Source organism: Dokdonella koreensis DS-123 (assembly GCF_001632775.1).
Taxonomy (GTDB): Bacteria; Pseudomonadota; Gammaproteobacteria; order Xanthomonadales; family Rhodanobacteraceae; genus Dokdonella; species Dokdonella koreensis.
The window spans coordinates 1135196-1147764 of sequence record NZ_CP015249.1; the positions used below are offsets into that span (position 1 = coordinate 1135196).

The 12569-nt window shown below is 70.1% G+C and carries 10 protein-coding genes and 2 riboswitches; of the genes, 7 read left to right on the forward strand and 3 right to left on the reverse strand.

Features of this window, described 5'->3' with window-relative positions:
- Positions 1–8: 8 nt before the first annotated feature.
- The 3 genes from metF to ahcY all read right to left on the reverse strand — a co-directional run bounded on the left by metF (position 9) and on the right by ahcY (position 4151).
- Positions 9–842, reverse strand: a complete 834-nt coding sequence (gene metF, locus I596_RS04400) for a methylenetetrahydrofolate reductase [NAD(P)H] (RefSeq protein WP_067644743.1) — start codon at positions 840–842, stop codon at positions 9–11.
- Between the two features lie 8 nt (positions 843–850).
- Complete coding sequence (locus tag I596_RS04405) at positions 851–2479, reverse strand: tetratricopeptide repeat protein (RefSeq protein ID WP_067644746.1); 1629 nt, start codon at positions 2477–2479, stop codon at positions 851–853.
- A 232-nt stretch (positions 2480–2711) separates the two neighbouring features.
- Complete coding sequence (ahcY, locus tag I596_RS04410; protein WP_067644749.1) at positions 2712–4151, reverse strand: adenosylhomocysteinase; 1440 nt, start codon at positions 4149–4151, stop codon at positions 2712–2714.
- Between the two features lie 19 nt (positions 4152–4170).
- Positions 4171–4252: riboswitch (S-adenosyl-L-homocysteine riboswitch) on the reverse strand.
- Between the two features lie 103 nt (positions 4253–4355).
- A riboswitch (TPP riboswitch) is annotated at positions 4356–4450 on the forward strand.
- A gap of 90 nt (positions 4451–4540) precedes the next feature.
- Here ahcY and thiC point away from each other — a divergent pair.
- The 7 genes from thiC (at position 4541) to I596_RS04445 (ending at position 12443) form a co-directional block, all read left to right on the forward strand.
- A complete protein-coding gene (gene thiC, locus I596_RS04415; protein WP_067644752.1) occupies positions 4541–6418 on the forward strand; it encodes a phosphomethylpyrimidine synthase ThiC in 1878 nt (625 codons plus the stop codon).
- A gap of 207 nt (positions 6419–6625) precedes the next feature.
- On the forward strand, positions 6626–7381 hold the full coding sequence (locus tag I596_RS04420) for a hypothetical protein (RefSeq protein WP_150132009.1): 756 nt from the start codon (positions 6626–6628) through the stop codon (positions 7379–7381).
- A gap of 244 nt (positions 7382–7625) precedes the next feature.
- Complete coding sequence (locus I596_RS04425) at positions 7626–8231, forward strand: ferritin-like domain-containing protein (protein WP_067644757.1); 606 nt, start codon at positions 7626–7628, stop codon at positions 8229–8231.
- A gap of 201 nt (positions 8232–8432) precedes the next feature.
- Complete coding sequence (locus tag I596_RS04430) at positions 8433–9434, forward strand: DUF2333 family protein (protein ID WP_067644760.1); 1002 nt, start codon at positions 8433–8435, stop codon at positions 9432–9434.
- A gap of 100 nt (positions 9435–9534) precedes the next feature.
- The gene (locus tag I596_RS04435) at positions 9535–10623 is read left to right on the forward strand and encodes a sensor histidine kinase (RefSeq protein WP_067644763.1); all 1089 of its coding nucleotides are present in this window, start codon (positions 9535–9537) and stop codon (positions 10621–10623) included.
- The gene (locus tag I596_RS04440) at positions 10620–11420 is read left to right on the forward strand and encodes a LytR/AlgR family response regulator transcription factor (protein WP_067644766.1); all 801 of its coding nucleotides are present in this window, start codon (positions 10620–10622) and stop codon (positions 11418–11420) included. Before I596_RS04435 ends, I596_RS04440 begins: the two co-directional genes overlap by 4 nt.
- 360 nt (positions 11421–11780) lie before the next feature.
- Positions 11781–12443, forward strand: a complete 663-nt coding sequence (locus I596_RS04445; RefSeq protein WP_067644769.1) for a DsbA family oxidoreductase — start codon at positions 11781–11783, stop codon at positions 12441–12443.
- The last annotated feature ends 126 nt before the right edge of the window (positions 12444–12569 follow it).

The window sequence follows — 12569 nt, forward strand, 5'->3', positions numbered from 1 at the left end:
GTCGGCCTTCAGCGGGCGGGGTCGAGCCGCTCGAGCACCGCCAGGGTCGGCCGGGCGCGGTTGAGCGTATAGAAATGCAGGCCCGGCGCGCCGCGTTCGAGCAGGGTGCGGCACAGGTCCGCGACGACGTCGGCGCTGAACTCGCGGATCGCGTCGGCATCGTCGCCGAACGCCGCCAGGCGCTTCGTCAGCCAGCGCGGTATCTCCGCGCCGCACAACTCGGAGAAGCGCCTGAGCTGGGAGAAGTTGGCGATCGGCATGATGCCGGGGACGATCGGCGCATCGACGCCGAGGCGGCGGGCGGCGTCGACGAACCGGAAGTAGCCGTCGGGGTTGTAGAAGTACTGGGTGATCGCACCGTCGGCACCGGCCTGGATCTTGCGCTTGAAATGCGCGAGGTCGGCATGCGCGTCGGCCGCCTGGGGATGCACCTCCGGATAGCAGGCCACCTCGATGTGGAAGTGGTCGCCGGTTTCCGCGCGGATGAACTCGACCAGGTCGCTGGCGTAGCGCAGGTCGCCGAAGCTGGCCATGCCCGAGGGCAGGTCGCCGCGCAGCGCGACGATACGGCGCACGCCGAGCGCCCGATAGGCCTGCAGCAGGTCGCGGATCTCGGCCCGGGTGCCGCCCATGCACGAAAGATGCGGCGCGGCGTCCAGCCCGTGCCGCACGTGCAGCTCGCGCACCGCTTCGAGCGTGTAGCTCAGGGTGGAACCGCCGGCGCCGAAGGTCATCGACACGTACTGCGGCGCGCGTGGCCGCAGCTGCGCGACGGTCTTCTCCAGCGTGCTGCGCTGGTCGTCGGTCTTGGGCGGGAAGAACTCGAAGCTGATCGGGGTCATCGGACGGCTTACTCCGCGGTCATCAACGCCAGCCGGGCGCGAACCTTCCCGGCATAGCGGTCGTAGTGTTTTCCGAGCACGCCGCGCAGTTCGGCGTCGGTCACGTAGTCGAGCGAACGGCGGTGCTCGGCCTTGATCTGGTTCGATTCGATCCACTGGCCCTCGACGCCGTCGAGCGAGGCCGGAACATCGACGTGGCAGTCGGGATGGGCGGCGAGGTAGTCCTCGACCCGCTCGGCATGGCGTCGCGCGACGGCGGCCGGGCCGCTGCCGCGCGGCAGCGTCTCGAAACGGAAGTGCTCGGCGCCGCCGTAGTCGAACGGATCGGGGCCGGCCTCGCGCGTGCTCAGGAAGCAGCCGTCGCTGATCCGCGCCGAGCATTCGAGCATGCGCTGGATGCGCCACTTGCCGCTGAGCAGCATGACCAGGTAGCCCAGCAGCCCGGGCCACTTCGGCCGCATCGCGAAGGCTGCCGCGGCACCGAACTGCGGATGCGTGAACAGGCGGATCAACACCCGCTGCCCGAGCGTCACGGTCAGGTTCTTCGCCTCGGCATCGGCCAGCGGCAGGTAGCCGAGCGGCTCGATCGCGCGCGCGACGGTGTCGGCGTGGCGTCCCTGGTAGGCCGGGAAGTCCGCCGGCACGGCCGGTTCCAGCCCCGGAGGCGGCTCGTGGGCCAGGTTGTAGATCTGCCGGGCGATGTAGGTGACCGTCATGTCGTCCGGCGAGTCGGAGACGAAGGTCTCCAGCGCCGCCGGCACGTCGGCACCCTTGCGGATCTGGTCGGCGGCGCTGCGCATCGCCGCGTCGGCCCAGTCTTCCCGGAGGCTGCGATCGGCATTCGCCGCGCCGAGCGAGGCCTCGATCATGCGCGCGTAGTGTTCGCGCTCGCCGGCGCTGCCGCCTTCGGCGCGGTCGCGCAGCGCCTGGACATGGGCGCGGGCGGGGTCGTCGCCGGCCAGGCGGCGCAGGGCGGCGTCGTAGCGTTCCAGCGCTTCGGCGGGCCGGTCCAGCCGCTGGGCGATCTCGGCGATGCGCAGGTCGGTGCGCGTGTCCTCCTCGATCGCGGCTGCGGACTCGTAGTCGGCCAGCGCGGCCTCCAGCAGCGTCCGGTCGTAGGCAATGCCCAGCGGATCGCGCACGAGCGTGGCCGCAGGGACCGCGTCGCCCGGCTGCGCGGCGGCGCGGTAGCGCAGGTCGGCGCGCAGCCGCCAGGCGTCGTGCTGGCTGGGGTCGGCCGCCAGTGCACGGTCCAGCAGCGGCAGCGCGGCGTCGGCATCGTCGGCAAGCGCACGCGCCAGGCGGTAACTGGCGCGCGGATGGCCGGGTTCCAGCGCCAGGATCCGCCGGAACAGGCCGGCATCCTCCGGCACCGCCTCATCCCCGTCGCCGAGGTCCATGCGTGCGAGCAGGGCGGGGAGGTAGTCGGACCGGCGCTGGATCACCTGGTCCAGCTCGGCGATCGCCTCGGCGCGGCGGCCGAGTTTCTCGAGACAGCGGCTGCGGTGCCAGCGCAGCGCGGTGGCCTCCGGGTGGACCGCCAGCAAGGCCTCCAGCGGCCGCAGTGCGGCGTCGAAGTCGCCCCGCTGCATGAACCGGCGGGCCGAGTCGAAAACGATCTGGTCGTCGCTCTGCATCGGTCAGCCCTCGCCGTCGCGGCCCGCGGTGTACGCCGCGGCCGGGAAGCGAAGCGTGCAGCGCCGGCGTCCCGGGGCGGCGCCGGCCTTCGGCGCGGCAGCCGCGGGCGCAGGCGCCGGGCGACGGTGGGAGAAAAGCGGATCGGTCATCGTATGCCCCCTGGCTGACGACGGAAGAAAGGCGCCGTACCGCAATGGTACGGCGCCCCCGGTCTCCGAGTGCGCTTGTGGATCAGTAGCGATAGTGGTCGGGCTTGTAGGGCCCTTCGACGGGCACGCCGAGGTAGTCGGCCTGCTCGGTCGTGAGCCGGGTCAGCTTGACGCCGATCTTCTCCAGGTGCAGGCGCGCCACTTCCTCGTCGAGCTTCTTGGGCAGGATGTAGACCTTCGGATCGTAGAGGTCCTTGTTGGCCCACAGGTCGATCTGCGCCAGCGTCTGGTTCGAGAACGAGTTGGACATCACGAAGCTCGGATGGCCGGTCGCGCAGCCCAGGTTGACCAGGCGGCCTTCGGCGAGCAGGAAGATCGCGTTGCCGCCGGCGAAGGTGTACTTGTCGACCTGCGGCTTGATGTTCAGGCGCGCGGCACCGGAAGCGGCGAGCGCGTCGACCTGGATCTCGTTGTCGAAGTGGCCGATGTTGCAGACGATGGCCTGGTCCTTCATCTGCTGCATGTGCACCAGGGTCAGCACGTCCTTGTTGCCGGTGGTCGTGACGTAGATGTCGCCGACGCCGAGCGTGCTCTCGACCGTGTTGACCTCGAAGCCTTCCATCGCCGCCTGCAGGGCGTTGATCGGGTCGATCTCGGTGACCACGACGCGCGCACCGTAGGCGCGCAGGCTGTGGGCCGAGCCCTTGCCGACGTCGCCGTAGCCGCAGACCACGGCCACCTTGCCGGCCAGCATCACGTCCATCGCGCGCTTGAGGCCGTCGGCCAGCGACTCGCGGCAGCCGTAGAGGTTGTCGAACTTGCTCTTGGTGACCGAGTCGTTGACGTTGATCGCCGGCACCAGCAGCTTGCCGGCCTGGGCCAGCTGGTAGAGGCGGTGGACGCCGGTCGTGGTCTCCTCGGAGACGCCCTTCCAGTCCTTGACCACGCGGCCCCAGAAGCCGGGGCGCTCCTTGGCGACGCGCTTGAGCAGGTTCTTGATGACCTGCTCCTCGTGGTTGGACGAGGGGGTGTCGACCCAGGTACCGCCGTTCTCGAGTTCATGGCCCTTGTGGATCAACAAGGTGACGTCGCCGCCGTCGTCCACGACCAGCTCCGGGCCGAGGAAGCCGCCGGCGCCATCCGGGAAGCTCAGCGCGTCGAGCGTGCAGTCCCAGTATTCCTCCAGCGTCTCGCCCTTCCAGGCGAACACCGGCGTGCCGCTGGCGGCGATCGCCGCGGCGGCGTGGTCCTGGGTCGAGAAGATGTTGCACGAGGCCCAGCGCACGTCGGCGCCGATGTCCTTGAGCGTCTCGATCAGCACCGCCGTCTGGATCGTCATGTGCAGCGAGCCGGTCACCCGCACGCCCTTGAGCGGCGCGGTGGCGGCGTACTTCTTGCGGATCGACATCAGGCCCGGCATCTCGTGCTCGGCGATGTCGATCTCCTTGCGACCCCAGTCGGCGAGCGCGATGTCGGCGACCTTGTAGTCCTGGGCGGGGGTGTTCTTGGCGACTGCATTCATCGCGGAATTCTCCGGTGCAATTCGGTAGGCGCGGTTCGAAAGGGGACGGCCCGCCGAGCCTGGTCGTCGACGGAGCGACGGTCGCAGCGCCCCTCGGTGGGCAACGAGGGGCGCGATTATATCGCTTATTCGCGATGGAGGGATGAATCACCGCGCCGCCGCTCGCGGCGGTTCCTTCCGGCGGGGCGACGTGGTTGAATGCACGTCGAGAAGCGGGGGTGCCGGTCCGTGCCGGCTGAGAGAGTCCCTTCGAACCTGATCCGGTTAGCACCGGTGTAGGGAGCTTCGCCGAGCGGCCTCGCGGGCTGCCGGTGCCTCGCTTCGTCCGTCGTGCCACCCCCGTGCACCGCATTGCCTCGCGGTGTCGCCATCACACAGGACGCAAGCCGATGAATGCCGTTCCCGCCCCGCTGCTGCGCCAGGCCCAGGCGCTTTCCGAGACCGTGACCCGGCCGATACCGGGCTCGCGCAAGACCCATGTCGAAGGCTCCCGCGCCGACCTGCGCGTGCCGATGCGCGAGATCGTGCTCGACGATACGCCGAGCCTGTTCGGCGCCGAGAAGAACGCGCCGTTCACGGTCTACGACACCTCCGGTCCCTATACCGACCCGGACTACCGGGTGGACCTGGTCGCGGGGCTGCCGCCGCTGCGGGCGGCATGGATCGCCGAGCGGGGCGACACCGAGCACCTGGCCGACTTCAGCTCGCCGTACACGCGCCGCCACGCGACCGCCGCGCAGCTCGACCACGTGCGTTTCCCGAACGTGCCCAAGCCGCGCGTCGCCAAGGCCGGCGCCAACGTCAGCCAGATGCACTACGCACGCCGCGGCATCGTCACGCCGGAGATGGAGTACGTGGCGATCCGCGAGAACCAGAAGCTCGACGCGATCCGCGAGATGCACCTGCTCAAGCAGCATCCCGGCCAGAGTTTCGGCGCGGCGATCCCGAAGATCATCACGCCGGAGTTCGTCCGGTCCGAGATCGCGCGTGGCCGCGCGATCATCCCGAACAACGTCAACCACCCGGAAAGCGAGCCGATGATCATCGGCCGCAACTTCCTGGTGAAGATCAACGCCAACATCGGTAATTCGGCGGTGACCAGCTCGATCGCCGAGGAAGTGGAGAAGATGGTCTGGGCGATCCGCTGGGGCGCGGACACGGTCATGGACCTGTCGACCGGCCGCCACATCCACGAGACGCGCGAGTGGATCATCCGCAACGCGCCGGTGCCGATCGGCACGGTGCCGATCTACCAGGCGCTGGAGAAGGTCGGCGGCGTCGCCGAGGACCTCACCTGGGAGCTGTTCCGCGACACGCTGATCGAACAGGCCGAGCAGGGCGTGGACTACTTCACGATCCACGCCGGCGTGCGCCTGCCGTTCATCCCGCTGACCGCGTCGCGCGTGACCGGCATCGTCTCGCGCGGCGGGTCGATCATGGCCAAGTGGTGCCTGGCCCACCATCGCGAGAGCTTCCTCTACGAGCGGTTCGAGGAGATCTGCGAGATCATGAAGGCCTACGACGTCGCCTTCTCGCTCGGCGACGGCCTGCGCCCGGGCTCGATCGCCGACGCCAACGACGCGGCGCAGTTCGCCGAGCTGGACACGCTCGGCGAACTGACCCAGGTCGCCTGGAAGCACGACGTGCAGGTCATGATCGAGGGGCCCGGCCACGTGCCGATGCACCTCATCAAGGAGAACATGGAGCGCCAGCTCGAGAAGTGCCACGAGGCGCCGTTCTACACGCTGGGGCCGCTGACCACCGACATCGCCCCCGGCTACGACCACATCACCTCGGCCATCGGCGCGGCGATGATCGGCTGGTACGGCACCGCGATGCTCTGCTACGTCACGCCCAAGGAACACCTGGGCCTGCCGGACAAGCAGGACGTGCGCGACGGCATCATCACCTACAAGCTGGCCGCGCATGCGGCCGACCTCGGCAAGGGCCATCCGGCCGCCCAGGCGCGCGACAACGCCCTCAGCAAGGCGCGTTTCGAGTTCCGCTGGCAGGACCAGTTCAACCTCGGGCTCGATCCGGAGAAGGCCAAGGAGTTCCACGACGAGACCCTGCCCAAGGACGCGCACAAGACCGCGCACTTCTGCTCGATGTGCGGTCCCAAGTTCTGTTCGATGAAGATCACCCAGGACGTGCGCGACTACGCCCGCGAGCATGGCGTCGGCGAGCGCGAGGCGCTCGGCGAGGGGATGGCCGGGAAGGCCAGCGAGTTCCGCGAACAGGGGGGCGAGCTGTACCGGCAGGCGTAGCCGGGACCCGCCGGGAACGCGGCGCGCGGCGGCCGGGGGCCGTGCGTCACGTTTCCTCCGCGTGGTTCTTGCGCAATGCCGCAATTGGGACGAGGATGCGGGTGACGTCGAGCCGCCTGCGCGGGCGGTTCGGTGGAGCGGTGGACAGGGGGCGCGTGCAATCGGAAAAGATTTCCAACGCATACGCAGACTCGGGGGTTTACGCTCATGGCTATTCGTTCAATCGTGGTTCTCGCCGCGTTCGCGGCACTGCCGGGCTACGCCCTGGCGCAAGGGACGATCAGCAGCGGCGCGGCGTCGTATGTCATCGCCACTTCGCATTTCGACACCTCGCCCGCGGCCAACTTCACCGGCGTCGGCACCGGCGACCAGATCTTCGAGGCGGGCTGGTGGTTCCGCATCGAGGGGGATGCTTCCGAAACGGTGTTTCCGACGCCGGATACGCAGAACTACAGCGGGGCCACGGCGACGATCGCCTGGACCAACGTCGGCGGCCGTGGCTTCTCGGCGACCAAGACCCACACCCTGGTCGACGGTGCCGGTAACGGCGAGGTGACCACCAACATGGTGGTGACCAACGGTGGCAATGCGCCGATCACCCTGCACCTGTTCCAGATGACCGATTGGGACGTCAACGGTTCGGCCGGCACCGACGTCGGTACGCTCGTCGGCCAGGGCCACATCCGCATGGACGACGTCGGCTTCGCCGAAGCGCGCAGTCCGAATGCGGTCGCCGTGAAGGCGCTGCCGTTCGCTGCGGCGACCGATATCGCCGCATTGCTCAGCGATGCGTCGGTGACGAACTTCGACGACGGCGGGTTCCCGTTCGGCCCCGGCGACATCACGATCGGTCTGCAGTGGACGTTCACGCTGGCGCCGGGCGCATCCGAAACGGCGGTGCTGTTCAGCGCCGCCAACCGGGTCGCCACGCCGGTGCAGCTGCAGTCGTTCGGCGTCGACTGATCCGTCGCGGGCGAAGGCGCAGTCCCGGGCTCCGTCGCGCCGTCGACGGATGCCCGGCCGCTGGTCGTGCCGGTGGGGCCGCGTGGCTCCGCCGGTGCGCCGTGCATCCGGTCCGGGGCATCGCGCTCCGGGCGCCGGCGGCGACGTACGCCCGTTCATCCTCCTTTCGCGCTCCGGGGCTTAGCGTGCCCGGATCGCCGCGCACGCCGTGGCGATCCCCACCCACTCCAGCGAGGAGGCAGGTATGGCCGCACAGCCGCAACGCAGCAAGCCCGCGACACCCAAGCCGTTTCTCACCGACATCCAGACGCTTCGCCGCCGCGCCCGCGAACACATCGAGCAGGGTGCGGTGACGGCGGGCTATGCCGCCGACCGACCCACCGTCATCCGGTTGCTGAACGAGGCCCTGGCCACCGAGATCGTCTGCGTGCTGCGCTACAAGTACCACTACTACATGGCCTCGGGCATCCACGCCAAGAGCGTCGCCGCCGAGTTCCTGGAGCACGCCCGCGAGGAACAGGCGCACGCCGACCGCATTGCCGAGCGGATCACCCAGCTCGACGGAAAGCCCGATTTCTCGCCGGAAGGCCTGCTGACGCGCAGCCACTCCGAGTACGTGGAGGGGGGCGATCTGGTCGAGATGATCCAGGAGGACCTGGTGGCCGAGCGCATCGCCATCGACAGCTACCGCGAGATCATCCAGTACCTGGGCAACGACGACCCCACCACGCGGCGCATGATGGAGGAGATCCTGGCGATGGAGGAAGAACACGCCGAGGACCTCGGCACGATGCTGGAAAACCTCGGGAAGAAGGGCGAGCCGGCCAAGCGCGCCCCGCGCGCATCCTAGGCCCGGGGCGCGCACGGCGCCCCGCGTGCCGCCGTGCGGGCCGCCCAGGTGGCGGCACCGCCGGGGAGTCGCGGCCGGTGCGCTGTGGCGCGTCGCGGGCCTGCCGGCGCCGCGAGGCGCACGGTGCCGGCATCGTCCGCGACGGCAGCGCCACTCTGCTAGGCTGTCGACCTGTCTTCGACCCGCATGGGAGTCCGAACGATGCAGCAGACCGTACCGCCGCGCCGCTCCTGGCTGGCGCGTTCGCTCCTGGGCGTGGTCGGGCTCTATGTCCTGGTCGTCGTGGCGCTGATGTGGTGGTGGGACGACGAGCCGCCGCGCTTCGACGTCGCGCAGGCGGCGCAGGCGCGCCTGGGACCGGGCCAGTCCCTGACCACCGGCTATGTGACCGTTTCCACGCTGATCGGCTCGGCCGAGGTCCTGCTGGACAAGCGCGGCGGCTATCTCAGCAACGACAAGCTGCCGCCCGGCGTGCTGATGGACAACGTGCCGAACTGGGAATTCGGCGTGCTGACCGCCACCCGCGACCTGGCGCGCGCGCTGCGCAACGACTTCAGCCGCTCGCAGAGCCAGTCCGCCGAGGACAAGGACCTGCAGGAGGCCGATCCGCTGTTCAACTCGCCCAGCGACCGCTGGCTGCTGCCCAGCTCCGAAGGCCAGTACCGCAAGGCGATCCGCCGGGTCGAGGGCTATGCCGCGCGCCTGGCCGACCCGGGCCGCGGCGGCGCCCAGTTCTTCGCCCGCGCCGACAACCTCGCCGACTACCTGCAGGTCGCTTCCGGGCGGCTCGGCTCGCTCTCGCAGCGGCTTTCGGCCAGCGTCGGCCAGGTGCGGCTGGAGACCAGCCTGGGCGACCCCGGCGACGGCGCGACGTCCGCGAGCGGGCCGCTGCTGGTCAAGACGCCCTGGCTCAAGATCGACGACAACTTCTACGAGGCACGCGGCTATACCTGGGCGCTGCGCGAGCAGCTCGAGGCGATCGCGATCGACTTCGGGCCGGTGCTGCGCGACAAGAACGCCGTGGCGAGCCTGGAGCAGGTCATCCGCGAGCTGGAGGAAGCCCAGCATTCGATCTGGAGCCCGATGATCCTCAACGGCTCGCCGTACGGCTTCTTCGCCAATCATTCGCTGGTGCTCGCCAACTACGTCTCGCGGGCCAATGCCGCGCTGATCGAATTGCGTACGCTGCTGCGGCGCGGTTGAGGCGGCCGCGGCGGCCGTAGCCGCCGCCTGCGCCGAAGCGTGCGCCCGGCGCGACGAGCCGTTTTCCGGTGTCTTCGCGAGGCCCTAGCATGCGACGGTCATGAGCGAATCGACCGTTCCCGTCTTCCGCAGCCTGGTATCGGGTACGCCGCGCCTGTTCTGGATCCTGCAGACGGCCGGCTGGCTCGGTTACTTCACGTTGAACGCGCTGGCCGCACTGGGCTACGGCAAGCCGCTGTTCTACCTGTGGGTATCGGCCGGCTCGGCGGTCGCCGGCTTCGTGGTCACCGCGCTGCTGCGGCTCGGCTACCGTGCGGTCGGCGGCTGGCCGGTACGGCGCATGATCGTCGCGTCGACCGTGCTGCTCGTCGCCGCGACGGCGATCTACGCCAAGGCCTGTGCCGAGATCCTGTTCGGGGTCTGCGCGACCTGCCGGCCCGCCAGCCCGGCCGGCTACATCGCCCATTTCGGCACCTCGCTCTACGTGATCCTGTCCTGGAGCGGGTTCTACTTCGGGATTCGCTTCGGCCGCCAGCTGGCGCGCGAGCGCGAAACGGCGCTCAAGGCCACCGCGATGGCGCACGAGGCGCAGCTGAAGATGCTGCGCTACCAGCTGAACCCGCATTTCCTGTTCAACACGCTCAACGCGATCTCGACGCTGATCCTCGACGACCAGAACGTGACCGCCAATCGCATGGTCGGCGCGCTGTCGGGCTTCCTGCGCCACACGCTCGATTCCGACCCGGTGCAGCTGGTCGCGCTCGGCGAGGAACTGGACGCGCTCGAGCGCTATCTCGGGATCGAGCAGCTGCGCTTCGGCGAGCGCCTGCGCGTGCGGGTCGAGGCCGGCGCCGAAGCGCGGCGCGGACGCGTGCCGAGCCTGGTCCTGCAGCCGCTGATCGAGAACAGCATCAAGTACGCGGTCGCGCCGCGCGCCGACGGCGGCACGATCGAGATCGGCGCCCAGGTGCGCGGCGACCGCCTGCACATCCTGGTGCGCGACGACGGACCGGGACTGCCGCCCAAGACTTCCTGCACCGGCGTGGGCCTGGCCAACACGCGCGAGCGGCTGCGCGTGCTCTACGGGGCGCGCCAGCACATGGGCACGCGCAACCTCGCCCCGCGCGGGCTGGAGATCCTGCTCGACCTGCCGTTCGATCCGGTCCCCGAAGGAGGCGCGCCACGATGAACCCGAACCTGCGCGTCCTCATCGTCGACGACGAGCCGCTGGCCCGGCGGGGCCTGGAGCTGCGGCTGGCCCGCCATGCGGACGTCACGATCGTCGGCCAGGCCGGCAACGGCCACGAGGCGTTCCTGGCGATCGCCCGCGTGCGGCCGGACCTGCTGTTCCTCGACGTGCAGATGCCGGAAGTGGACGGCTTCGCGCTGCTGCGGGCGCTGCCGGCCGAACAGCTGCCGATGACGGTCTTCGTCACCGCCTACGACCAGTACGCGCTCGATGCCTTCGCGGCGAGCGCGATCGACTACCTGCTCAAGCCGGTCGACGACGCGCGCCTGGACCAGGCGCTGGCACGCGCACGCGAGGCGCTGGCATCGCGCGCGGCCGGCCAGCACCGCGACCGGCTGCTCGGCCTGCTCGCGCAGGTCTCCGGGCGACCGGGGCTCAGCCTGGTCGATGCCCTTTCCGGCGATGTCGCCGCCCCCTGCGACAAGCTGGCGTTTCGCGACGGCGACCGTACCGTGCGCCTGGACCCCGCCGACGTCCGCTGGATCGATGCGGCGGGCGACTACCTGTGCATCCACGCCACCACCGAGACGCTGGTGCTTCGCGCGACCATGCGCGAGATGGAGCAGCGCCTCGATCCGCGGCGTTTCGTGCGCATCCACCGCTCGACGATCGTCAATCGCGATTGCGTGCGCGAGCTGCGTTCGCACGTCAACGGCGAGTACTTCGTGACGCTCCAGACCGGGCAGACGCTCAAGCTCTCGCGCAGCTACAAGGACAAGGCCGCGCTGCTGCACTGACGCGGCGCCGCAACGCCTCGGCGCGCGGCCCGGGCGCTTCGGCGCAGGCGGTGAAATTCCGGGCGCGCCGGGCGTCTCATCGGCCCCGTGCTGCCGAGCGCCGGTGCGCCAAGGGAGTCCGCGCATCCGTGCCGGCGGCACCGCCGAGCGCTCGTGCGGCCGGGCGTGGTCCGCGACGGGCTGGGTCGAGGCCGGCGCCGTGAATGCAGGCGATCGCGTCGTCGTGCGAGGGGCGGAGCGGCTGGCCGACGGACAGCGCGTGAGCGATCGCCGGGCCGGTTGATCGGCCTGCGGGCGATCCCCATATCGCCGGTCGGCGGCAGGTCACGCCGCCATTCCCTCGCTTTGCCGGAGTGTCCGATGTCCGCCGCCGCCGGTCCCGCCCGTATCCGGATCGATTTCGTTTCCGATGTCGTGTGCCCCTGGTGCGCGATCGGCCTGTATTCGCTCGAACAGGCGATCGCGCGCATCGGCGATGCGATCGCGGTCGATCTGCACTTCCAGCCGTTCGAACTCAATCCCGGCATGGCGCGGGAGGGCGAGGCGATCGACGCGCACCTGGCGCACAAGTACGGCATCACGCCGGACCAGATCGCCGAAAACCAGGCCCGCCTGCGCGAGCGCGGGGCGGCGGTGGGCGTCGTGTTCGGTCCGCGGACGCGCATCTACAACACCTTCGACGCGCACCGGCTGCTGCACGCGGCCGCGCTCGAAGGGCAGGGCCGGGACCGCGCACTCAAGCACGCGCTGCTGCGGGCCTACTTCACCGACGGCGCCGACATTTCCTCGCATGGAACGCTGCTCGCGCTGGCCGGGGAGGCCGGACTCGACGTCGCCGAAGCCGATGCGCTCCTGCAATCGGACCGCCACGCCGACGCGGTGCGCGCGCAGGAAGCGTTCTACCACCGCAACGGCATCCGGTCGGTCCCGGCGGTCATCCTCAACGAGCGCCACCTGGTCTCCGGGGGACAGCCGCCGGAGGTGTTCGAGCAGGCGCTGCGGCAGGTAGCCGGCCTGGCCTGACGGCAGACGTTCCGGCGCGGCCGTGGCCGCGCCGTGCGGCAGCGCGCCCTGGTCCGGCGTGCGCTTGCCGGGCGTGCGTTCCGTTCCGGCGCCCGGCCGGTGTCGTGACGGGCACGGTGCGACCGC